Annotated in this window: 23 protein-coding genes; 11 read left to right on the top strand and 12 right to left on the bottom strand. The window is 59.8% G+C overall.

The features are described 5' to 3' along the window. Window positions 1-68: 68 nt before the first annotated feature. Entirely contained in the window at window positions 69-1217 is a 1149-nt protein-coding gene (locus ACYZUM_RS06450) for an aldose epimerase family protein (RefSeq protein ID WP_108182257.1), read from the bottom strand. Window positions 1218-1562: 345 nt separating this feature from the next. Here ACYZUM_RS06450 and ACYZUM_RS06455 point away from each other — a divergent pair, with 345 nt between their 5' ends. The 3 genes from ACYZUM_RS06455 (at window position 1563) to ACYZUM_RS06465 (ending at window position 4688) form a co-directional block, all read left to right on the top strand. After that, window positions 1563-2312 carry a hypothetical protein gene (locus ACYZUM_RS06455; RefSeq protein ID WP_108182258.1) on the top strand — a complete coding sequence of 250 codons (750 nt, stop codon included), beginning with the start codon at window positions 1563-1565 and terminating at the stop codon, window positions 2310-2312. Between the two features lie 167 nt (window positions 2313-2479). Beyond that, window positions 2480-3694 (top strand): MFS transporter, encoded by a 1215-nt coding sequence (locus ACYZUM_RS06460; RefSeq protein ID WP_108182259.1) that lies wholly within the window; start codon window positions 2480-2482, stop codon window positions 3692-3694. A gap of 208 nt (window positions 3695-3902) precedes the next feature. Then, window positions 3903-4688, top strand: a complete 786-nt coding sequence (locus ACYZUM_RS06465) for a sulfite exporter TauE/SafE family protein (protein ID WP_041074069.1) — start codon at window positions 3903-3905, stop codon at window positions 4686-4688. 80 nt (window positions 4689-4768) lie between these two features. On the opposite strand, the gene ACYZUM_RS06470 is transcribed toward ACYZUM_RS06465, so the two are convergent. Then, a complete protein-coding gene (locus ACYZUM_RS06470; protein WP_108182260.1) occupies window positions 4769-5242 on the bottom strand; it encodes a GNAT family N-acetyltransferase in 474 nt (157 codons plus the stop codon). Window positions 5243-5451: 209 nt separating this feature from the next. Here ACYZUM_RS06470 and ACYZUM_RS06475 point away from each other — a divergent pair, with 209 nt between their 5' ends. Then, a complete protein-coding gene (locus ACYZUM_RS06475) occupies window positions 5452-6024 on the top strand; it encodes a DUF4174 domain-containing protein (RefSeq protein ID WP_041074073.1) in 573 nt (190 codons plus the stop codon). Window positions 6025-6160: 136 nt separating this feature from the next. Here ACYZUM_RS06475 and ampC read toward each other — a convergent pair whose 3' ends face one another. Next, window positions 6161-7327, bottom strand: a complete 1167-nt coding sequence (gene ampC / locus ACYZUM_RS06480) for a class C beta-lactamase (protein ID WP_108182261.1) — start codon at window positions 7325-7327, stop codon at window positions 6161-6163. 160 nt (window positions 7328-7487) lie between these two features. On the opposite strand from ampC, the gene ACYZUM_RS06485 reads away from it, so the two are divergent. Continuing rightward, window positions 7488-8360: a LysR family transcriptional regulator gene (locus ACYZUM_RS06485; protein WP_108184375.1), complete on the top strand. Its 873-nt coding sequence runs from the start codon at window positions 7488-7490 to the stop codon at window positions 8358-8360. Window positions 8361-8490: 130 nt separating this feature from the next. On the opposite strand, the gene gudD is transcribed toward ACYZUM_RS06485, so the two are convergent. Next, window positions 8491-9834: a glucarate dehydratase gene (gudD, locus tag ACYZUM_RS06490; protein WP_108182263.1), complete on the bottom strand. Its 1344-nt coding sequence runs from the start codon at window positions 9832-9834 to the stop codon at window positions 8491-8493. Between the two features lie 25 nt (window positions 9835-9859). Next, window positions 9860-11206 carry an MFS transporter gene (locus tag ACYZUM_RS06495; protein ID WP_108182264.1) on the bottom strand — a complete coding sequence of 449 codons (1347 nt, stop codon included), beginning with the start codon at window positions 11204-11206 and terminating at the stop codon, window positions 9860-9862. Window positions 11207-11573: 367 nt separating this feature from the next. Between ACYZUM_RS06495 and ACYZUM_RS06500 the strand changes: the two genes are divergently transcribed. Both ACYZUM_RS06500 and ACYZUM_RS06505 read left to right on the top strand, forming a co-directional pair. Further along, on the top strand, window positions 11574-12287 hold the full coding sequence (locus tag ACYZUM_RS06500; RefSeq protein WP_108182265.1) for a FadR/GntR family transcriptional regulator: 714 nt from the start codon (window positions 11574-11576) through the stop codon (window positions 12285-12287). A 92-nt stretch (window positions 12288-12379) separates the two neighbouring features. Continuing rightward, on the top strand, window positions 12380-12610 hold the full coding sequence (locus tag ACYZUM_RS06505) for a hypothetical protein (RefSeq protein WP_007965409.1): 231 nt from the start codon (window positions 12380-12382) through the stop codon (window positions 12608-12610). A 39-nt stretch (window positions 12611-12649) separates the two neighbouring features. Here the strand turns inward: ACYZUM_RS06505 and ACYZUM_RS06510 are convergent, their stop codons facing one another. Further along, window positions 12650-12805, bottom strand: coding sequence for a hypothetical protein (locus tag ACYZUM_RS06510; RefSeq protein ID WP_262949096.1), 156 nt, complete (start codon window positions 12803-12805; stop codon window positions 12650-12652). A gap of 20 nt (window positions 12806-12825) precedes the next feature. Beyond that, window positions 12826-14169 (bottom strand): prephenate-dependent tRNA uridine(34) hydroxylase TrhP, encoded by a 1344-nt coding sequence (gene trhP / locus ACYZUM_RS06515; protein ID WP_108182266.1) that lies wholly within the window; start codon window positions 14167-14169, stop codon window positions 12826-12828. A gap of 249 nt (window positions 14170-14418) precedes the next feature. Between trhP and ACYZUM_RS06520 the strand changes: the two genes are divergently transcribed. After that, on the top strand, window positions 14419-15480 hold the full coding sequence (locus tag ACYZUM_RS06520; protein ID WP_041074089.1) for an AI-2E family transporter: 1062 nt from the start codon (window positions 14419-14421) through the stop codon (window positions 15478-15480). On the opposite strand, the gene ACYZUM_RS06525 is transcribed toward ACYZUM_RS06520, so the two are convergent. The 3 genes from ACYZUM_RS06525 to ACYZUM_RS06535 form a co-directional block, all read right to left on the bottom strand. Next, a complete protein-coding gene (locus ACYZUM_RS06525) occupies window positions 15477-15659 on the bottom strand; it encodes a hypothetical protein (protein WP_041074091.1) in 183 nt (60 codons plus the stop codon). The two genes, ACYZUM_RS06520 and ACYZUM_RS06525, sit on opposite strands and share 4 nt — an antisense overlap. A gap of 102 nt (window positions 15660-15761) precedes the next feature. Then, window positions 15762-15956, bottom strand: coding sequence for a hypothetical protein (locus tag ACYZUM_RS06530; protein ID WP_025108897.1), 195 nt, complete (start codon window positions 15954-15956; stop codon window positions 15762-15764). A 229-nt stretch (window positions 15957-16185) separates the two neighbouring features. After that, window positions 16186-16536: a hypothetical protein gene (locus tag ACYZUM_RS06535; protein ID WP_007965394.1), complete on the bottom strand. Its 351-nt coding sequence runs from the start codon at window positions 16534-16536 to the stop codon at window positions 16186-16188. A 256-nt stretch (window positions 16537-16792) separates the two neighbouring features. Here ACYZUM_RS06535 and ACYZUM_RS06540 point away from each other — a divergent pair, with 256 nt between their 5' ends. Both ACYZUM_RS06540 and ACYZUM_RS06545 read left to right on the top strand, forming a co-directional pair. Next, a complete protein-coding gene (locus ACYZUM_RS06540; RefSeq protein WP_108182267.1) occupies window positions 16793-17611 on the top strand; it encodes a shikimate 5-dehydrogenase in 819 nt (272 codons plus the stop codon). A 216-nt stretch (window positions 17612-17827) separates the two neighbouring features. After that, window positions 17828-18346, top strand: coding sequence for a cupin domain-containing protein (locus ACYZUM_RS06545; RefSeq protein WP_108182268.1), 519 nt, complete (start codon window positions 17828-17830; stop codon window positions 18344-18346). Between the two features lie 131 nt (window positions 18347-18477). Here the strand turns inward: ACYZUM_RS06545 and ACYZUM_RS06550 are convergent, their stop codons facing one another. Next, entirely contained in the window at window positions 18478-19122 is a 645-nt protein-coding gene (locus ACYZUM_RS06550; RefSeq protein ID WP_108182269.1) for a YceH family protein, read from the bottom strand. A 125-nt stretch (window positions 19123-19247) separates the two neighbouring features. Here ACYZUM_RS06550 and ACYZUM_RS06555 point away from each other — a divergent pair, with 125 nt between their 5' ends. Then, window positions 19248-19757 (top strand): DUF1993 domain-containing protein, encoded by a 510-nt coding sequence (locus ACYZUM_RS06555; RefSeq protein ID WP_047291564.1) that lies wholly within the window; start codon window positions 19248-19250, stop codon window positions 19755-19757. Window positions 19758-19918: 161 nt separating this feature from the next. Here the strand turns inward: ACYZUM_RS06555 and sstT are convergent, their stop codons facing one another. Next, window positions 19919-21151, bottom strand: coding sequence for a serine/threonine transporter SstT (gene sstT / locus ACYZUM_RS06560; RefSeq protein WP_108182270.1), 1233 nt, complete (start codon window positions 21149-21151; stop codon window positions 19919-19921). Window positions 21152-21193: the final 42 nt, after the last annotated feature.

The following is a 21193-nucleotide window of genomic DNA, read 5'->3' on the forward strand; positions in this document are numbered from 1 at the left end:
AGCGCCCCCAAGAAGCAGGGTTGCTGCGCAACCCATCGGGGATAAATCCCCTCACCACAAGGCCGGTGCTATTTAGCGGAGAACTTCAACACCACACTGTGGTTGTAAGTCTGCCCCGGATCGAGACGCGTACTTGGGAAGTCCGGCTGATTCGGCGCATCCGGATAGTGCTGCGTTTCCAGGGTAAACGCGCCCCAGTGCGGATAGACCTTGCCGCCCTTGCCTTTGACCGTGCCGTCGAGGAAGTTGCTGGTGTAGAACTGCACGCCCGGCTCGCTGGTGAACAGCTGCAGATGCCGTCCGGATTGCGGATCACTGACCTCGGCGGCAACTTTGCTCACATCACCTTTTGTGTCCAGCACCCAGTTGAAATCAAAGCCGCCCTGTTTCGGTTCGGCGAATTTCAGCTGCGGGTGATCAGCCTTGATGTGGGTGCCGATGGCAGTGGGCTGGGTGAAATCCATCGGCGTGCCGGCCACGGGCGCCAGTTCGCCGGTCGGGATCAGCTTGCCGGTGACCGGGGTGTAATGGCTGGCGTGCAAGGTGGCCACCTGCTTGAGGATGTCGCCATTGCCGGCACCGGCGAGGTTGAAGTAGCTGTGGTTGGTCAGGTTGAGCACCGTCGGTTTATCGGTGCTGGCCTTGTAGTCGATGCGCAACTCGTTGTTGTCGGTCAGGCGATAGGTCACTTCGGTGGTGAGATTGCCGGGGAAGCCCATTTCACCGTCCGCCGACAGATAGGTGAGGGTCACGCCGACTGAATCCTTATCCTTGGTTTCCTGCGCTTTCCAGACTTTCTTGTCGAAACCCTGAGTACCGCCATGCAAGGCGTTGGACTTGTCGTTCTGCGGCACTTGATAGCGCTTGCCGTCGAGTTCGAATGCACCCTCGGCCAAGCGATTGCCGAAACGGCCGATGGTCGCGCCGAAATACGCCGTGCCTTTCTGGTAACCCTGAACATCGTCGAAACCGAGCACCACGTCAGCGGCTTTGCCGTGCTTGTCCGGCACCAGCAGCGATTGCAAGGTGGCGCCGTAGGTGATGACGGTCGCCTGCATGCCGTGGCTGTTGCGCAGGATGTATTGCTCGACGGGCGTGCCGTCATTGGTTTTGCCAAAGGCTTTGTGTTCGGCGCTGAGGCCGGCCGCGTTGGCGGAGAGGGTGGCGATCATCAGGGACAGTCCGAGGCCGGAGAGCAGGTGTCGGGATTGAAGCATGGTTGACCTTCCTTTTTGTTGTTGTTTTCAAAACACCACAATTCCCCTGTAGGAGCTGCCGAAGGCTGCGATCTTTTGACTTTTGTTTTTCAGGATCAAGATCAAAAGATCGCAGCCTTCGGCAGCTCCTACACGGCACTAGTCAATCTATTTTCGCGTGTGGAAAAGATTTATAGCTGATTGAACGTGTATTTCAACAATAAAGACTGACTAATTAGCTTGGCGCTCATTCGCCGCCAATCAACCGGGCAGATCCGCCACTGCACTTTTTTGCAATTGCCGGCTCTATCCATGGCCAGGATGCGGCGACGCCCGCCGCGCAGGAATGTGCCCGTTCGAGAATCCATGCCGAGAGCTTTTCACCCGATCATCCGATTTGTTCGCCGCCCATGTCTGCTGCTGGCCTGTCTGTCATCGCTGTTTGTCAGCGGTTGCACGCACCAGACCGGCAACGGTTTCATCGCTCAGATGCGTGACGGTCAACCGCAGGAATTCCTGCAGACCAGCGTCGATCGCATGGCCACGTTGGCGATGCGCGACAACCTCAACAGCCTTTATCGGTTGATGGGCAAGCTGTATTTGCGCAACCCGGAAGAACTGCGCAAGTCGGGCTTCCTCGACATCAACACGGCGGTGAAACAGGTGCGCCTGGCGGTCGAGCAGCAGCAACCGTTACCGGTGTTGGGCGGGCGCAAAGATCTGGCGGCGCTCAGCTATGCGATGAGTCCGGAGTTTCTCGGGGATCGGGTCGGCGCCTTCATCTATGCCATCGGCAGCATGCTGGTCACCGCCCACGGCAATCGCATCGAGTTCTACATGACCGATGCAATCAACCCGACCTTCGTCTACAACGCCGCGCGCAATATCGAGAAAGCCACGTGGATTCTGGCCCAGCGGCAGAACAAGGAAGGCCAGCCGCTGCTGTTCTCCAATGAAATCTCGGAGGAGGGCAGCAACCTGAGCTTCGCCACCGAATTCGGCAAGATCGTCGCGCGGCTCGACTTGCTGACGCAGATGCTCGACGAGCGTTACCGGCGTATTGGCCTGAATTACGCGCAGAGCCTGCTGTTTCTGAATTTCCTCCCGGTGCAGTAATCCCTGTAGGAGCTGCCGCAGGCTGCGATCTTTTGATTTTGTTTTCTAAGATCAAGATCAAAAGATCGCAGCCTGCGGCAGCTCCTACAGGGAAGTGTTGTCAGTCATGATGGATAGGTTGTATACAATCCTCCGTCACATTTGACTCAAAGGGAGCTGCACCTGTCATGACCGACTCCGCAAGCACCGACTTCAACCGCATCGACCGCGTCGCCCGTACAGAAAAACTGCCGTACGCCGCGTTGCTGGCGTTCGCCATGACCGGCTTCATCGCCATCCTCACCGAGACCCTGCCGGCCGGGCTGCTGCCGCAGATCGGCGCCGGGCTCGGCGTCAGTGAAGTGCTCGCCGGGCAACTGGTGACGCTGTATGCGCTGGGTTCGATTGTCGCGGCGATTCCGTTGACCGTGGCCACCCGGGGCTGGCCACGGCGCCGGGTGCTGCTGATGACGGTCGGTGGTTTCCTGCTGTTCAACACCATCACCACGTTCTCCAGCCATTACGGCCTGACCCTCGCGTCGCGGTTTCTCGCCGGGATGGCCGCAGGACTGTCGTGGGGCATCATGGCCGGTTACGCCCGCGGGATCGTGCCGGTGCATCAGCAAGGACGGGCGTTGGCAATCGCCATGCTGGGCACCCCGGTGGCGCTGTCGCTGGGCACCCCGGCGGGGACGTGGCTGGGCAATCTGATCGGTTGGCGTGCGTCGTTCGGAATAATGTCGGCGCTCGCATTGGTACTGGCGGCGTGGATTGTGCTGGCGGTGCCTGATCGTCCGGGCCAGTCCAGCGCCGAACGCCTGCCGTTGCTGCAGTCATTGCGCCTGCCGGGCGTGCGGCCGGTGCTGTTCGTGGTGCTGACCTGGATGCTCGGGCACAACATTCTTTACACCTACATTGCGCCTTTCCTGATGCAGGCCGGGCTGGCCGAGCGTGTCGATCTGGTGCTGCTGGTGTTTGGTCTGTGTTCGCTGGTCGGAATCTGGATCATCGGCGTGCTGGTGGATCGCTGGCTGCGCTGGCTGACCCTGATCAGCCTCGCGGTGTTTGCCGTGACTGCACTGGTGCTGGCGTTGATGTCTCCGTCGCCGTGGCTGATCTACACCTGTATGGCGGTGTGGGGTCTGTCATTCGGCGGCTCGGCGACGTTGCTGCTGACGGCTGCGGCGGATTCGGCCGGCGAGCATGTGGACGTGGTGCAGGCAATGCTCACCACGTCCTGGAACGTGGCAATTGCCGGCGGCGGCCTGTTTGGCGGGTTGCTGCTGGATCGGGCGGGAGCGATGTCGTTTCCGTGGGCGCTGTTGATCCTGTCGCTGATTGCGCTGGCGACGGTGTGGATCAACCGGCATCACAGTTTCAAACCGGGCCGGCGCCAGCACTGAACCACACCTCCACTGTAGGAGCTGCCGGAGGCTGCGATCTTTTGATTTTGTCTTTTAATCAAGATCAAAAGATCGCAGCCTCCGGCAGCTCCTACAGTGTTAGATGTAGGAATCGGGCATAACGATAGACCGCATTGATATATGTGGTTATATGAAAAATCGCTATGCTGCGGGCCAGATTTTTCCTGTCGTTTTTCTGGACGTCTTAATGGAATTGGCAAATTTCGGCCTGGTCATCGCCGGGCTGGTGGTGGGTTTTATTGTCGGCATGACCGGTGTCGGCGGCGGTTCGTTGATGACGCCGATCCTGCTGTGGTTCGGTATCAACCCGGCAACCGCGGTGGGCACTGACCTGTTGTACGCGGCCATCACCAAATCCAGTGGCGTGCTGGTTCACAAGAAGAACAACAACATCGATTGGGCGATCACCGGTTGGCTGACCCTTGGCAGCGTGCCGGCAGTCGCCTTGACCTTGTGGTTTCTCAGCAGTCTGCACACCGCGCCCGAGGCGATGAACGCGATCATCAAGCAAGCCTTGGGCTGGGTGTTGTTCGCCACCGCGCTGGCGATTCTGTTCAAGAAGCGCCTGCTGGAATTCGCCCATAACCGTGCGGGCGGCAACTACAACCCGAGCGGCGCGCGCCTGAACGTAATGACCGTGATCACCGGTCTGATCCTCGGCACCATGGTCGCCCTGACCTCGATCGGCGCCGGCGCCCTCGGCACGGTTGCGTTGTTCATTCTCTATCCACTGCTGCCAACCCGGCGTCTGGTCGGCACCGAAATTGCCCACGCTGTGCCGCTGACCCTGGTTGCAGGTCTTGGCCACGCGAGCATGGGCAACATGGATTGGGGCGTGCTGGGTTTCCTGCTGATGGGTTCGCTGCCGGGCATCTGGCTGGGCAGCCACTTGACCGGGCGCATTTCCGATGAATTGCTGCGCCCGTGTCTGGCGACCATGTTGCTGTTGATCGGCTATAAACTGGCGTTCTGATGTAGGAGCTGCCGCAGGCTGCGATCTTTTGATCTTCGTTTTTACAATCAAGATCAAAAGATCGCAGCCTGCGGCAGCTCCTACACTGGGGTATGAAGGATGTTGAATTTCATGACGGTCACCGGCAAATCCTCGTAGACCAGATCCTCGACCACCTCCCAACCCAACCCCGCATACAGTGTTTGCGCCGCATCGGTGTACAGATACAACGTCTGTACGCCCAACGCTCTGGCTTCTTCAACAATACGTTTGACCAGTTGCGAAGCAATTCCGCGTCCGCGATCTTCAGCCTTCACATAAACCCCCGCCAGCCACGGCGTCAGTTGCGGGCGGATCTTCATGTCGCTGTCGATCAACAGCGCGCCACCGAGCAATCGGCCGTCTTCAATGGCCACCACCACGCTGGGAACCGCACCCTTGCCGCAGGCGGCGCGCATCCGTTCGGTACGAGCCTCAAGGGTATCGCCGTCGCGGAATTCGCCCCATTCCTTGAAATTGAGTTCGGCCAGTTCCTCAATCAAATGCGGGTGATCACACAGGTAGTCGATGTGCATGGGCTGAACTCCTTTTCATGGGCGGAACAGCCAGCCTAATGCGCTCACAAAACGTAATCAAATGCGCGTCACGATTACGCCGATGCGGTTGCGCAATGACGCGGCTGACCTAAGCTTCTGACAAGGCGAAACATATTTGCCGGGCACAGGTCCGGAACAATCGCCGCGATGCGCAATCATTAGAGCGTGGATATCAAAAGGAGATGCGCATGCTCATCAGGTCACTGACCCTGACACTCTTGCTGGCGATTGCCGGTCCCTTGTTCGCCGCTGACAACGATTCGCCCATAGCCGGGGATATGGGACGGGCCCGACCGTTGATCGTGATCGCCCAAAGCACCGTCGACCCCGTGTGGGTGGGGTTGAAAAAGTCGCTGGAAGATCCGGCGAACAAGAAAGGTGTGACTGACCGCAACATCAAGGTCTACACCATCCTCAATATGGCCGGTCAGCTTGATGGCAAGGACCTTGGGCAGCAGGACACCATGGCCCTGTTGCGTTCGTTGAAGCTCGGCGCCGGGGCGTACCCGAAAGTGTTCCTGCTGGGCAAGGATGGCGAGACCAAACTCTCGGCCTCGGGCGATGAAGCGAAATCGGTGGACCTGAAGAAAATCTTCGATACCGTCGATGCACTGCCGGCCAGCGAAAAGGAAATCAGCGCACCAACGGTCGCTGAAACCAAGGCCACCACAGCCGAGCCGGCAGCCAAGAAAGGCGAGAAGGGTGCCAAGGCGAGCAAACCGGCGAAACCGAGCAAACCACCGGAAATGCCGGATGATTGATGGCATGGCCTGAATCAAAAAATGGGCGACCTCTACAGGTCGCCCATTTTTATTGTCCGCCAAAAAGATCGCAGCCTGCGGCAGCTCCTACATGGGGCCGGTGCAGGAGCTGCCGCAGGCGGCGATCATTTGATTTTCAGTCGGCCAAAGCGCTGAGGATCGTGTGAGCAATCTTCACCCGCTCCGGAATCGGAAAGTTTTTGTTCGCCAGAATCACCACGCCGACATCCTTCGACGGCACAAACGCCACGTAACTGCCAAAGCCACCCGTAGACCCGGTTTTGTTCAGCAGCACATTATCCGCCTGCGGTTGCGGCGGGTTGAGCCACTTCACCTTATGCGGCTGCATGGCCATTTCCGTACTGTTACCGGCCAGCAAGCGGTCGAGGCTGATCGGGTAACGGTACATCTCCCAACCCAGGCCCTGAGTCATGTCACCGACGCTGTAGTAACCGGTGTGGGTGTTGGCGATGGCTTGTTGCAGTGGAGTATCGAGGCTTGCCGGTTTCAGGTTGGCCTGAACGTAACGCAGCATGTCGGCGGCGCTGGTTTTCACGCCATAGGCTTGCGCATCCATCGCGCCCGGGGTGACGCGCACCGGTTGGTTGTTCTTGTCGTAGCCCTGTGCATACAGGCTCATTTGCGCTTTCGGCACTTGCAGGTAGGTGTGTTGCAGGCCCAGTTTCGGCAGCAAGGTTTCACTCATCGCCTGATCATAGGGCTGGCCAAGAGTCTTGGCGGCCAGATAGCCGAACAGGCCCAGGCTCGGGTTGGAGTAAAGACGCTGGCTACCGGCCGGGAAGCTCGGTTTCCACTGTTGGTAATAGCCGAGCATCTTCTCCGCCGAATCCCACTGGTCAGGGAATTGCAGCGGCAGGCCACCAGCGCTGTAGGTGCCCAGTTGCAGCACGCTGATGCCATCGAAGGCGCTGCCCTTGAGCTCTGGCCAGATCTGGCTGGCCTTGGTCGACAGTTCCAGTTTGCCCGTCGCCTGCGCATAGCCCGCCAGGGTCGCGGCGAAGGTTTTGCTCACCGAGCCGATTTCGAACAGGGTGTTTTCGCTGACTTTCTGTCCGGTGTCCTTGGCGGCGACGCCGTAATTAAAGTAATGCGGCTGGCCGTGGACGGTGACAGCCACGGCCAGGCCCGGAACCTGTTGTTGCTGCATCACCGGGGCGACGGCTTTATTAACCAGGGCTTGCAATTGCTCGTCGCTGGGTGTGGCGGCCATGCACGTGGTAGCAGCGAAAATCACGCCAAATGCGCTGCAGATATTGACTTTTCTCGGGTTGATGAAGGACATGTGTGACCCACTCTCCATGAGTGTTGAGGGTGATATCCCGCTACACTGCGGGCGATCTTCTTGTTGGGCGACTGATCAGCGCCGTCAATTTAGGCAGTCCGGCGATGATCGACAAACGATGAAATCTCGCATTAGCCATTAGAAAAATTTGGGAATGGGCATGATTCGACCTCAACTGCCGCTCAATGCACTGCGCGCTTTTGAAGCTTCAGCGCGTCATTTGAGCTTCACCCGCGCCGCCGTGGAGTTATGCGTGACTCAGGCGGCGGTGAGCCATCAGGTCAAAAGCCTTGAGGCGCAACTCAACGTCACCCTGTTCAAACGCCTGCCCCGTGGGCTGATGCTGACCAGTGAAGGGGAGACTCTGTTGCCCGTTCTGACCACTTCGTTCGATCACATCGCGCAGTTGCTTGAGCGGCTGGCCGGCGGTCAGTATCGGGAAATGCTGACCGTGGGAGCCGTCGGAACCTTTGCGGTCGGTTGGCTGCTGCCACGGCTGGCAGACTTCCAGGCGAAACATCCGCTCATAGATTTGCGGCTGTCGACTCACAACAACCGGGTCGATGTCGCCGCCGAAGGACTGGATTACGCGATTCGTTTCGGTGCCGGGGCGTGGCATGGCATCGAGGCCACGCGCTTGCTCGATGCGCCACTGTCGGTGTTGTGCGTGCCGGAAATTGCCCGGCAGTTGCAATCCCCGGGTGACCTGTTGCAGCAGCGTTTGCTGCGCTCGTATCGCACCGATGAATGGCCGCAGTGGTTTCAAGCCGCCGGTCTGGCGACCCACGCCGCGCCGCCGCAGAGCATCGTGTTCGACTCGTCGCTGGCGATGATGGAGGCCGCGCTGCAGGGCAGCGGCGTAGCGCTGGCACCGCCGCTGATGTTCGCCCGGCAATTGGCGGCGGATGTGATTCGTCAGCCGTTTGCGATTGAAATCACCACCGGCAGTTATTGGCTGACGCGCCTGCAGTCACGGCCGGAGACGGTGGCGATGACGGCTTTCAAGCAGTGGCTGGTACACCTCTCGGCTTGAAACAAATCCCCCTGTGGGAGCGAGCCTGCTCGCGAAAGCGGTGTGTCAGACGACAAAAATGTTGGCTGTTTTACCGCATTCGCGAGCAGGCTCGCTCCCACAGGGACGGCAGTGGACTGCAGATCAGCGTTCAGCGCACCAGACACGGCCGCTTGTTATCGAACGTCCACCCCGGAATCAAAAACTGCATCGCCACGCTGTCATCCCGCGCACCGAGGCCCATGCCTTTATACAGCTCATGAGCCTTGGCCACTTGGTCCATGTCCAGCTCCACGCCCAGCCCCGGTTTCTGCGGTACTTGCACGCAACCGTCGACAATTTGCAGCGGTGCCTGGGTCAGGCGCTGGCCGTCCTGCCAGATCCAGTGCGTGTCGATGGCGGTGATGTCGCCCGGTGCCGCGGCCGCGACATGGGTGAACATCGCCAAAGAGATATCGAAGTGGTTGTTGGAGTGCGAGCCCCAGGTCAGGCCCCACTCATGGCACAGCTGCGCGACACGTACCGAGCCTTGCATGGTCCAGAAGTGCGGGTCGGCCAGCGGGATGTCCACCGACTGCAGCTGAATGGCGTGGCCCATTTCACGCCAGTCGGTGGCGATCATATTGGTCGCCGTCTTCAGCCCGGTGGCGCGGCGAAATTCGGCCATGACTTCACGCCCCGAGTAACCGTTTTCCGCACCGCAAGGGTCTTCGGCATAAGCCAGCACATGATGCTGATCGCGGCACAGGCGGATCGCTTCCTTCAGTGACCAGGCACCGTTCGGATCAAGCGTGATACGCGCCTCGGGAAAACGTTCGGCCAGTGCCGTCACGGCTTCGATTTCCGCATCACCGCTGAGCACGCCGCCCTTGAGTTTGAAATCCTGGAAACCGTATTTTGCCTGGGCCGCTTCGGCCAGACGCACCACCGCTTCGGCGCTCATGGCCTTCTCGTGGCGGACGCGGAACCAGTCGTTATCGGCGTCTGGTTCGCTGCGGTAGGCGAGGCTGGTTTCGCGCTGGTCACCGACGTAAAACAGATAACCGAGCATCTTCACTTGATCGCGCTGCTGGCCTTCGCCGAGCAGCGCCGCGACCGGCACGTCGAGGTGTTGGCCGAGCAAGTCGAGCAGGGCGGCCTCGAGTCCGGTCACTGCGTGAATGGTGATGCGCAGGTCGAACGTCTGCAGGCCACGGCCGCCGGCGTCACGCTCGGCGAAGGTCTGGCGCACCTGATTGAGGATCTTCTGATAGTTGCCGATCGGGTTGCCGAGTACCAGGCTGCGAGCGTCCTCCAGCGTCTGGCGGATGCGCTCGCCACCGGGGACTTCACCGACGCCGGTGTGCCCGGCGTTGTCCTTGAGAATGACGATATTGCGGGTGAAAAACGGCCCGTGGGCGCCGCTCAGGTTGAGCAGCATGCCGTCGTGGCCGGCCACTGGAATCACCTGCATGTCGGTGATGATCGGCGCTCTGGCGGTGTCGTGTGCAGTCATGGTTTTGATCCTAATCAGACAGAATTCAGGCGTGCTTCGGCGCGGCTTCGGCCACGGCAAGGTCAGCAGCAGGTTTTGGTGTGGTGCGGGCCGCGAAGACGATGATCGCGGCGATGATCGAGGTCGCGGCCAGACCGTAGAGGCCGCCCTGAATCGAGCCGGTGTGTTGTTCCAGCAGGCCGAAGGTGGTCGGCGCGACGAAGCCGCCGAGGTTGCCCACCGAGTTGATCAGCGCAATCACCGCTGCGGCGATTCGCGCATCCAGATACGCCTGCGGAATCGGCCAGAACAACGACGAGGCGGACTTGAAGCCGAGCGCGGCAAAACAGATCGCGACAAAGGCAAAAATCGGCCCGCCGGTGGTGGACATGAACATCCCCGCCGCGGCGATCAACAACGCGGTGGCGACCCAGGCCTGCTGGTGCTTCCATTTGGCCGAGAAAGCGGCGAAGGCGTACATGCCGACGATCGACAGCAACCACGGGATCGAGTTGAACAGCCCGACCTGGAAGTCACTCATCTCACCCATTTTCTTGATGATGCTCGGCAGCCAGAACGTCGCGGCGTAGATGGTCAGCTGAATGAAAAAGTAGATCAGGCAGAACAGGATGATTTGCCGGTCCTTGAGCAGTTTGCCCATCGATGGGCGGATCGGCGTCGCGGCTTCGCGGGCCTTCTGTTCATCATCGATGGCGTTGACCAGTGCGTCCTGTTCGGCGCGGGTCAGCCATTTCGCGTCGTGGGGTTTCGCGTCGAGCCAGAACCAGACGAACACGCACAGCCCGACCGAGAACATCCCCTCGATGAAATACATCCATTGCCAGCCGTGCATGCCCAGGCCGTTGATCTGCAACAGCAGGCCGGACAATGGGCCGGAGATCAACGAGGCCACCGCCGAACCACTGAGGAAAATCGCGATGGCCTTGCCGCGTTCGGCGCCGGGTAGCCAGCGAGTGAAGTAGTAGATCACCCCGGGAAAGAATCCGGCCTCGGCCACGCCAAGCAGAAAACGCAGGATGTAAAAGTGCGTTTCGTTCTGGATGAATGCCATGCCGGCGGCGACCAGGCCCCAGGTGAGCATGATGCGGGTCAGCCAGATACGCGCGCCGACTTTTTGCAGGAGCATGTTGGAGGGCACTTCGAATAGCGCGTACCCGATGAAGAACAGACCGGCGCCGAAGCCGTAGGCGGCCGCCCCGATGCCCAGGTCATGTTCCATGTGAGTGCGGACGAAACCGATGTTCACCCGGTCAATGTAATTGACGATGAACATGATCACGAAGAGCGGCAGGACGTGGCGTTTCACTTTCGAGATGGCGGACGCGAGTGTCGAATCGACGCCCTCGTTGATCCCGGAGACGGAGGTTTTCACTTGGTTTTCTCCCACTGATTATTTTTATGCGGGGTAGGGCTGGGTGCTGCGTTGTTGCTAGACATCATACAACTGAGATTTTTTGTCCTACAAGTGGGGTGTGGCGATCAATTTTTTCTGGCGGGCAGGTTTTTTATTGCTTTTTTGTCAAATTGTCCATGTTTGTTGGGGTTTTATGGAGGAATGGTTGGTCGTCAGTGTTAAGGAAACTGCTATCCGCCTTTGTTCCTGTGTCTGTCGGGAATCACATATTTCCTGTTTTCTTGAGTGTTGTCATACAAGTTGGTGTCTGTTCCAGGACTAAAATCAATCTCGTCAGCCACCGCGCAGTGCTACGATCCGCAAGCCCCGATGACCGGAATTGATCATGCAAGTAGACCTTGACGCTCCCGCGCCCAAACGTGCGCACAACCTCGCCCATGATCTGGTGGAGAAACTCACCCAGAGCATCCTGCTCGGCCAGATGTCGCCCGGCGACAAGCTGCCGTCGGAGAACGCTATCGTTCAGGAGCATGGCGTCAGTCGCACGGTGGTGCGCGAGGCGATTTCCAAGTTGCAGGCGTCAGGGCTGGTGGAGACGCGGCACGGCATCGGCACTTTCGTCATCGAACGCGCTGCCGAGCAGGGCTTGCGCCTGAATGTCGACACCGCGCTCGGCGTGCGCAGCATTCTTGAGTTGCGCATGGGCCTGGAAACTCAGGCCGCCGCATTGGCCGCGCAACGGCGCAGCGAACAGCAATTGCTGCACATGCGCCAGGCGCTGGATGACTATCAGCGTCTGCTGGACAGCAACGACAGTTGCGTCGAGGCGGATCGCCGTTTTCATCTGCTGATCGCCGAAGCTACCGGCAACGTCTGCTTCAGCGAAATCATGCAGCATCTGGGCAGCGCGATGATTCCGCGTCAGCGGCTCAACGCGGCCGAGCGTGGGGCGGCGGATCTGAGCAAGCTGGGGCAGTTGGCGCATCTGGAGCACGAAGCGATCCTGAATGCGATCAAGCGCCAGGACCCGGACGCAGCGCGCGCGGCGATGTGGCTGCACCTGACCAACAGCCGCGACCGTTTCAGTGCGCAGGGCTGATTGCCGTTGGTCTGCTCGATGGCACGGCCTGCGCAGGCCTGCTTCCAAGCGGTATGGCCCGGGTTTTCCGGACCTCCTTGGTGAGGTGTGTCATGGCTAATGATTTGCTGTTTCAAGGTGGTGTGCTGCCGACCGATCCGACCCGTCCGGTGCCCGGCACGGATGAGCCGACACTGGCCGATCATGATGCGCCACCGGGCATGAGTCCCGGGCGCGATCCGTTGAGTGATGCCGATCGGCCGGAAGACTGGAAGGACCCGGCGGCGGACGATGATGTGCCGCCGGCGGATGAGCCGACGCCGTTGTCTGATGATCGCCGGTAGTGAAAAACCCGGCTCTGGAGCCGGGTTTTTTTTGGTCGGTCAGTGGCGAGGTGTTTTGTTCATGCCGGCCTCTTCGCGGGCAAGCCCGCTCCCGTAGTAGTTGTTGGTGGCATGGGATTTTGTGTTCAACACAACCCCTGTGGGAGCTGGCTTGCCAGCGATGGCGGCCGCGATGTCGCTGAAGATCAGTGACACCTACAAGGTGTTCCGTGTCCTCAATCCGGATTGGCAGCTACATCACGCATCAGCAACCCAAAGCGCAAATCCACCGCATCCGGAATCGGCAGGTACACCGTGTGCCCATCCCCAGGCGCCACCTCGATCGCCTCACCCTTGGCACTCTGCAACTGGTGCAGATCAAAGTGGAAATTGCCCTTGGGCGTCATCAGTTCCAGGTGGTCGCCCAGTGCAAACCGGTTTTTCACCTTGACCTCGGCCAACCGGTCACGGCGCTCACCGGTGAGTTCGCCGACGAATTGCTGACGTTCCGACACCGAGCTGCCGTTCTGATAATTCTGGTATTCGTCATGCACATGCCGGCGCAGGAAACCTTCGGTGTAGCCGCGCTGGGCCAGTGATTCGAGGTCGGTCATCAGGCTGCGATCAAACTCGCGCCCGGCTACGGCATCGTCGATTGCCCGGCGATAAACCTGGGTGGTGCGTGCGCAATAGAAATGCGACTTGGTGCGACCCTCGATCTTCAGCGAATGCACGCCCATGCGCGTCAAGCGTTCGACGTGCTGCACCGCGCGCAGATCCTTGGCGTTCATGATGTAGGTGCCGTGCTCGTCTTCAAACGCCGGCATCAACTCGTCGGGACGATTGGCTTCCTGCAGCAGGAACACCTGATCGGTCGGCGCGCCAATGCCCAGGGTCGGCTCGGGCTGGAAGGTCTGCACGATCTCGCCGAGATGGTTTTCCGTGGCTTCCTGCGCAGAATATTTCCAGCGGCAGGCGTTGGTGCAGGTGCCTTGGTTGGCGTCGCGCTTGTTCATGTAGCCCGACAACAGGCAGCGCCCGGAGTAAGCCATGCACAGGGCGCCGTGGACGAACACTTCCAGTTCCATGCCCGGCACCTGTTCGCGGATTTCAGCGATTTCCTCCAGCGACAATTCCCGCGACAGGATGATCCGGCTCAGACCTCGTTGCTGCCAGAACTCGACGCTCGCCCAGTTCACCGTGTTGGCCTGCACCGAAAGGTGGATCGGCATCTGCGGAAAATGCCGGCGCACCAGCATGATCAGGCCCGGGTCGGACATGATCAGGGCATCCGGCGCCATCTCGATCACCGGCGCCAGGTCCTTGAGGAAGGTCTTCAGCTTGGCATTGTGCGGGGCGATATTGACCACCACGTAGAAGCGCTTGCCCTGGGCCTGCGCTTCGCGAATACCGAGGGCGAGGTTGGCGTGGTCGAACTCGTTGTTACGCACCCGCAGACTGTAGCGCGGCTGGCCGGCGTAGACCGCATCGGCGCCGTAGGCGAAGGCATAACGCATGTTCTTCAGGGTGCCGGCGGGGGCCAGCAGCTCCGGGGCGGCGAGGGGGAGTTCAGGGATCATGGCGGCATCGGTCGCAAAAGCGCGGCAGGGTAGTGCAGCGGCAAGTGCGGTTTATTGATCTGGATCTATCTTTGCGCGGGTGCTACTGATCTGTGCCGCGCCGGCACCATGACAGGGTCCCGCTGCATCAGGTGCAGCGAGCTGCTTCTACCAGGCGATCTATGCTCCATGAACAAAGATGGCACTCGTGCGCGCCCCGGTGGACTAAGGTTCGAGGCGTGCGTGACGCCTGACTGACATGGATCGGACATGAACGAAAAAACGCTGCAATTCAAATCCCTCACCGTGCTGTTGCTGTTGGTGACGGTCGCCTTCATCTGGATTCTGCTGCCGTTCTACGGTGCGGTGTTCTGGGCGGTGATTCTCGGCATTCTGTTTGCGCCGATGCAGCGCAAGTTACAGCTCAAATTCGGCTGGCAGCGCAACCTGACAGCGCTTTGCACGCTGGGCATTTGTCTGGTGATCGCGATTCTTCCGGTGATCATTCTCAGCATCCTGTTGGTTCAGGAAGGCGCGACGGTGTACAACAACATCGAAAGCGGTCAACTGGACATCGGTGCCTACCTGGCACAGTTCAAACACAGCTTGCCCCCTTACTTTCAGCATTTGCTCGATCGCTTCGGCATGGGCGAACTCAACGGTCTGCGCGAGAAAATCGTCAAGGCGTCGATGCAGGGCAGTCAGGTGCTGGCCAGTCAGGCCTTCAGTTTCGGCCAGGGCACATTCGAGTTTGTGGTCAGCTTCGGCATCATGCTGTACCTGCTGTTTTTCTTTCTTCGCGATGGCGCCGAACTGGTACGCAAGGTACGCACCGCAGTGCCGCTGGAAGAGACCCACAAACGCCGTTTGCAGTTGAAGTTCAACCGTGTGGTACGTGCGACGGTGAAGGGCAACCTGGTGGTGGCGGTCACTCAGGGCGCATTGGGCGGGGCGATTTTCTGGTTTCTCGACATCCCCAGCGCGTTGCTCTGGGCGGTGCTGATGGGCTTTCTGTCGCTGTTGCCGGCGGTGGGCGCGGGAATCGTCTGGGCACCAGTGGCGGTGTACTTCCTGCTCAGCGGGATGATCTGGCAGGGCGTGGTATTGGGGCTGTTCGGGGTATTTGTGATCGGTCTGGTGGACAACGTGCTGCGCCCGATTCTGGTCGGCAAAGACACGCGCATGCCCGACTACATGATCCTGATCTCGACCCTCGGCGGCCTCGCAGTGTTCGGCCTCAACGGTTTCGTGATCGGGCCGCTGATCGCGGCGCTCTTCATGTCGAGCTGGGCGCTGTTTATCGAGACCAAACCGAAAGTCCAGTTGCCTTAAGCGTGGAACGGCGCGCTGACGATTTTCTGCGACAGTGCCTGCGCTGCCGGGAGCGAAGTCAGCGGGCCGCTGATGGGCTCACCGTCGCGCACCAGATACCAGCAGGCGAGCAATCCCGACGCTCTGAGCGATGCGGGAACAGCGCTGCCGATGACCGACATGATTTGAACCTGAGCCATGACCAGTACCTCCATCAATCTGTGGAGCTACCTTAGGGATTCGCTGTGCTCAGGGACAATCAACGCTTTCGATAGTGGTCATTGATAACAGTGAGGACGGGGTCAGTCGACAACCTGGTCGAGCATGTGCACCACTTCGCGCTCGTTGAGCAGGCCCTTGTGCACCAGGTTCTCCGCCAGCAGCGAAAGGAACTTGGCGCAGCGGTGGCCTTCCAGGTGTTTGAGTTCGGTCAGCGCACTGTACACCTTGCTTGAAGTGCACAGGCCGACGATGCGGTGCGGATTTTGAGTAGGCATGGGTCGTCCTTGTTGTTATCAACCTGTTGTTTACGGACGGATTCAGATTGCGGTTCCGTCATGACAAATCGATGACCGTTCTGTGTTTTGCCCCCAGCGGTCAAGTCCATCATGCCGACTTTAGCCGCTGGAACTATCCTCACAGCGACCTTGGCAAGATTTTTTCAGACGTTGCCCGACCGACGGTCATAAAAAAGCCCCGCTATAAAGCAGGGCTGTTTGTTGGCGATTACCAGCGTGGGCCACCGTAGTAGCCGTGTGGCCGGCCGTAATAGCCGCGTGGTGGGCCGTAGTAGACCGGGCCAGGCACGTAGACCGGTTGTTGCACGTAAACCGGGGCCGGCTGGTAATAGACCGGTGGCGGCGGTTGTTGCACATAAACCGGTGCCGGTTGAGCGTAAACAGGCTGTTGCACGTAGACCGGCCGGTCCTGGTTGATCAGTGCCGAGCCGATGATGGCCGAGCCGACGATCGCACCAAACACGGCCGGACCCTGCCAGCCACCGCCGTGGGCTTCTGCCTGACCTGTGATCGCGAATGCACCAATCAACAAGGCCACGATGGGGAGTTTACGAATCATGATAATTCCTCGGTTCTTCGACCCGGCGTCCGGGCCTGCACCAGGCCCAAAGTTGTCGCGGGGATACTTCTATGACAGCGAAATTCTGAAAATCAGCACAGCCGCTGGGTAAATTTTGTGTAAGGTCTGTACCGGCTTCTTTACCGGTGGGTCAAAGGGGCACGCGGTCCGTTGCAGACAGGCGCTTATGATCGTTCAGAACCCGATGGAATGGCTAACTCCGTCCATCCGAAAGTCCGTTTGAAGGAGAAGTTTCATGCAGATGAATCCCAACAAAGACACCCAGCTGTGCATGTCCCTGTCGGGGCGCCCGGGGAATTTCGGTCTGCGGTTTCATAACCATTTGTACGAGCAGTTGGGCCTGAACTTCTATTACAAGGCGTTCAGCAGTCAGGATTTGCCGGGGGCTGTCGGCGGCATTCGTGCGCTGGGGATTCGTGGTTGTGGCGTGTCGATGCCGTTCAAGGAAGCGTGCATCGCACTGGTCGATGAGCTGGATGCGTCGGCGGCGGCGATCCAGTCGATCAACACCATCGTCAACACCCACGGTCACCTCAAGGCCTATAACACTGATTACATCGCCATCGCGCAATTGCTGGAAACCCACGCAGTGCCGAAAGATTCGACGTTCGCCCTGCGTGGCAGCGGCGGCATGGCCAAAGCCGTGGCCAGCGCCCTGCGTGATGGTGGCTACAAGAATGGACTGATCGTGGCGCGTAACGAGCGCGCCGGCCAGGCACTGGCGGACTCGCTTGGCTATCGCTGGCAGGCGGAGCTGGGCGAAGAGCGGCCGCAGATGCTGATCAACGTCACACCGGTGGGCATGGACGGCGGGCCGGAGGCGGGGCAACTGGCGTTTGAGCCTGAAGTGATCCAGGCAGCCGGGATTGTGTTCGATGTCGTGGCGATTCCGTCGGAAACACCGCTGATCGTGCGCGGCCGGGCCGAGGGCAAGAAAGTGATTACCGGGCTGGAGGTGATTGCGATCCAGGCGCTGGAGCAGTTTGTGCTGTACACGGGGGTGCGGCCGAGTGAAGAGCAGTTTGCGGCGGCGGTGGCGTTTGCCCGGAGCTGATGAGTTGTGCTGGCTGGGCGGGCCTCTTCGCGAGCAGGCTCGCTCCCACAGTTGAATTTTTGTCATGCACAGATTGTGTGTTCGCTGTAGATCCTCTGTGGGAGCGAGCCTGCTCGCGAAGGATGCACCACGGTCTCAAGTCAGACATCCATGCCTATACTGCCTCCCCAGCCAGCCCAGACTTGCCACCCACAAAAACCGTGACCGAGGCCCGCCATGCACCCACCCATTCTCAACCTGCATCAGGTCGAACTCGAACCCTTGCCCGAAGCCCTGGCCCCGGAAGGCGAAACCGCCGGGCGTTATCTGCAGCGCATGGCGCGGGTAGGCCAGCAACTCGGCGCGCAAAAACTCGGTTATCGCCTGTACGCATTACCGCCAGGCATGCGCGGCAGTCCGTTTCACAGCCACCGGGTCAATGAAGAGATGTTCTATGTGGTGGCCGGGGAGGGTGAAGTGCGCTTGGGGGCCGAACGCTTTCCGATTCGCGCGGGCGACGTGATCGCCTGCCCGCCGGGCGGCCCGGAGACGGCGCATCAGATCATCAATACCAGCGAAGCGGAACTGCGTTACCTGGCGGTCAGCACCCAGCAGCAACCGGATATCTGCGAATACCCGGATTCCAACAAATACGCAGTGATGGACAACTTCAAGGTTGATGCTGAGGGCAATGCATCAGGTTTTGTTGCCGTGGCGCGGCAGGCGGATGGGGTGGATTACTGGGATGGTGAGTAAATAGAGACCTTCGTCTTGGTGCAGCCCCTGTGGGAGCGAGCTTGCTCGCGAATGCAATGTGTCATTCACATCATTGCTAAATGACACACCGCATTCGCAAGCAAGCTCGTTCCCACAGTAGGATTTCGGGGTTATTCGAGGCGCGCCAGGCGCTCTTCCAGTGCGGCAATCCGTGCTTCCAGCTCTTCGATGCGCTCGACCGAAACGCCGCTGGTCGCGCGCTCCCCAGGATTCTGCCGCGCCGCCAGGATCGCCTCGATGTCCGCCGGATCGCCCAGCGCATGGGTGTAGCGGTCTTCGCGTTGCCCGGCCTGACGCGGGATCAACACCGCCAGCCCATGGGCGATCAGACGCTCCAGCTGATGCACCACCTGCTCGGCATCTTCGAAATCGTGCATGCGGCCGCTGCGGGTCAGCAACTCATTCACTGTCTGCGGGCCACGCAAGAACATCAAACCGGTGAGAATCACTTGGGCCGGCACCAGCTCCAGGGCCTTGTCGAGTTTATGCTCCCAGCGATCAGCGCGACTGCCCATGACCAGTTTGGTGTAACCGTGGCTTTCCAGCGCCCGCAGACTTTGGCCGACCTGGCCCTGAGTCAGGTTCATCACCGGCTCGCGGCTGGTCTTCTGATTGCAGGCCAGCACCAATGCATTGAGGGTCAACGGATAGGTTTCCGGGCTGGTGGCCTGTTTTTCGATCAACGAACCCAGAATGCGGATTTCCGTGGCGTTGAGCCGTGGTTCGTTGGTGGTGGTTGCAAGTTCGGTGGTCATCGCGCGTTCCCTCAGCAGTCGAAGGCGCCTAGCCTAATCCTTGGCTAACAAAAGGCAAGCCGTGTGGTCATCAAGCATGGCTATAATCGCCTCCACGTTCCACCCAGCCACCACACGAGACTGCCATGACCATTTCCCTTTACGCCGCATCCGTCCCGGTTTTTCAACAAATGCTCAACGCCCTGAGCGATGTCCTGAAAAAGGCTGAAGCCCACGCCACCGAGAAAAACATCGACCCGAACGCCTTCCTGCAAGCGCGCCTGTACCCGGACATGTTCCCGCTGGTGCGTCAGGTGCAGATCGCCGTCGACTTCGCCAAGGGCGTTTCCTCGCGTCTGGCCGAAGTCGAAATCCCGAAGTATGACGACACTGAAACCACGTTCGCCGAACTGCAGGCGCTGATCGCCAAGGTGCTGGCCTACATCGGCGAGATCAAGCCGGAGCAGATCAACGGCAAGGAAGGCATCGAGATCGTGACCCGTCCGGGGACGCCGAAAGAGAAGCGCTTCAGCGGTCAGGCTTACCTGCTGAGCTACGGTCTGCCGCAGTTCTTCTTCCACGTCACCACTGCCTATGCGCTGCTGCGCCACAACGGTGTTGAAGTGGGTAAACGCGATTACATGGGCGCGTACTAAAACACCCAGCTACAAAAAAGCCCGCAAGGTTCACGCCTTGGCGGGCTTCTTATTGGATAAAGCAAAAGATCGCAGCCTGCGGCAGCTCCTACAGGGAAACGCATTCCTCATGTAGGAGCTGCCGCAGGCTGCGATCTTTTGATCTTTTGATCTTTTGATCTTTAGACTGAGCGCTGAACTTTCGCCTCTTCACCCAAGCAAGCCGCGGCAGTAAACAGCACATCAGTGGACGAATTCAGCGCTGTTTCCGCCGAGTCCTGCAGCACACCAATGATGAAACCCACCGCCACCACCTGCATGGCAATCTCGCTGGGAATGCCGAACAGGCTGCACGCCAGCGGAATCAGCAGCAGCGAGCCACCGGCCACGCCCGAGGCGCCACAGGCACAGATCGCCGCGACGACGCTGAGCAGGATCGCGGTCGGGATGTCCACGGCAATCCCCAGCGTGTGCACGGCAGCCAGGGTCAGCACGGTGATGGTGATCGCTGCGCCAGCCATGTTGATGGTCGCACCCAGCGGGATCGATACCGAGTAAGTGTCTTCATGCAGGCCCAGGCGCTTGCTCAGTTCCAGGTTGACCGGAATGTTCGCTGCCGAACTGCGGGTGAAGAAGGCAGTGATGCCGCTTTCGCGCAGGCACTTGAGGGTCAGCGGGTACGGGTTGCGGCGCAGCTTCCAGAACACAATCAGCGGGTTCATCACCAGCGCCACAAACAGCATGCAGCCCAACAGCACGGCCAGCAGATGCGCATAACCGATCAGCGCGCCGAAGCCCGAGGTGGCGAGGGTAGACGCCACCAGACCGAAAATGCCCAGTGGGGCGAAACGAATCACTACGCGCACGATCACGGTCACGCCGTTGGACAGGTCGCCCAGCACCTCGCGTGTGGTGTCGCCGGCATGGCGAATCGCGACGCCCATGCCGATCGCCCAGGCCAGAATGCCGATGAAGTTGGCATTCATCAGCGCGCTGACCGGGTTGTCGACCACGCTCAACAGCAGGCTTTGCAGCACTTCGGCAATGCCGCCCGGCGCGGTGACTGACACGTTGTCGGTGGACAGCACCAGATGCGAGGGAAACGCCATGCTGGCAACCACCGCAACCACGGCTGCAGCGAAAGTGCCGAGCAGGTACAGGAACAGGATCGGCCGGATGTGGGTTTCCTGGCCGTGCTTGTGGTTGGCGATCGACGCCATCACCAGCACGAACACCAGAATCGGGGCCACGGCTTTCAGTGCCGAGACGAACACTTTGCCGATGAACGCCGAGCCTTTCGCCGCTTCCGGGGCGAACAGCGCCAGAGCGATACCGGCAATCAGGCCGATCAGGATCTGCGTGACCAGGCTGAGGTTTTTTAGGCGTTGCAATAGAGAAGGGGATGAAGCGGTCATAACGGCATCTCTGATTTTTTATAGGGTGCAAGGTTGCGTGAA

The organism is Pseudomonas sp. m6p, from assembly GCF_055760375.1.

Bases quoted from the DNA above. Each gene is read 5' to 3' on its own strand.
- ACYZUM_RS06455 (WP_108182258.1), top strand. From the start codon at position 1,563: ATGCCGAGAGCTTTTCACCCGATCATCCGATTTGTTCGCCGCCCATGT.
- ACYZUM_RS06460 (WP_108182259.1), top strand. From the start codon at position 2,480: ATGACCGACTCCGCAAGCACCGACTTCAACCGCATCGACCGCGTCGCC.
- ACYZUM_RS06555 (WP_047291564.1), top strand. From the start codon at position 19,248: ATGACCATTTCCCTTTACGCCGCATCCGTCCCGGTTTTTCAACAAATG.
- ACYZUM_RS06450 (WP_108182257.1), bottom strand. From the start codon at position 1,217: ATGCTTCAATCCCGACACCTGCTCTCCGGCCTCGGACTGTCCCTGATG.
- ACYZUM_RS06530 (WP_025108897.1), bottom strand. From the start codon at position 15,956: ATGCCTACTCAAAATCCGCACCGCATCGTCGGCCTGTGCACTTCAAGC.
- ACYZUM_RS06505 (WP_007965409.1), top strand. From the start codon at position 12,380: ATGGCTAATGATTTGCTGTTTCAAGGTGGTGTGCTGCCGACCGATCCG.
- ACYZUM_RS06535 (WP_007965394.1), bottom strand. From the start codon at position 16,536: ATGATTCGTAAACTCCCCATCGTGGCCTTGTTGATTGGTGCATTCGCG.
- ACYZUM_RS06525 (WP_041074091.1), bottom strand. From the start codon at position 15,659: ATGGCTCAGGTTCAAATCATGTCGGTCATCGGCAGCGCTGTTCCCGCA.
- gudD (WP_108182263.1), bottom strand. From the start codon at position 9,834: ATGACTGCACACGACACCGCCAGAGCGCCGATCATCACCGACATGCAG.
- ACYZUM_RS06485 (WP_108184375.1), top strand. From the start codon at position 7,488: ATGATTCGACCTCAACTGCCGCTCAATGCACTGCGCGCTTTTGAAGCT.
- ACYZUM_RS06470 (WP_108182260.1), bottom strand. From the start codon at position 5,242: ATGCACATCGACTACCTGTGTGATCACCCGCATTTGATTGAGGAACTG.
- ACYZUM_RS06550 (WP_108182269.1), bottom strand. From the start codon at position 19,122: ATGACCACCGAACTTGCAACCACCACCAACGAACCACGGCTCAACGCC.
- ACYZUM_RS06500 (WP_108182265.1), top strand. From the start codon at position 11,574: ATGCAAGTAGACCTTGACGCTCCCGCGCCCAAACGTGCGCACAACCTC.
- sstT (WP_108182270.1), bottom strand. From the start codon at position 21,151: ATGACCGCTTCATCCCCTTCTCTATTGCAACGCCTAAAAAACCTCAGC.
- ACYZUM_RS06545 (WP_108182268.1), top strand. From the start codon at position 17,828: ATGCACCCACCCATTCTCAACCTGCATCAGGTCGAACTCGAACCCTTG.
- trhP (WP_108182266.1), bottom strand. From the start codon at position 14,169: ATGATCCCTGAACTCCCCCTCGCCGCCCCGGAGCTGCTGGCCCCCGCC.
- ACYZUM_RS06465 (WP_041074069.1), top strand. From the start codon at position 3,903: ATGGAATTGGCAAATTTCGGCCTGGTCATCGCCGGGCTGGTGGTGGGT.
- ACYZUM_RS06520 (WP_041074089.1), top strand. From the start codon at position 14,419: ATGAACGAAAAAACGCTGCAATTCAAATCCCTCACCGTGCTGTTGCTG.
- ACYZUM_RS06540 (WP_108182267.1), top strand. From the start codon at position 16,793: ATGCAGATGAATCCCAACAAAGACACCCAGCTGTGCATGTCCCTGTCG.
- ampC (WP_108182261.1), bottom strand. From the start codon at position 7,327: ATGTCCTTCATCAACCCGAGAAAAGTCAATATCTGCAGCGCATTTGGC.
- ACYZUM_RS06475 (WP_041074073.1), top strand. From the start codon at position 5,452: ATGCTCATCAGGTCACTGACCCTGACACTCTTGCTGGCGATTGCCGGT.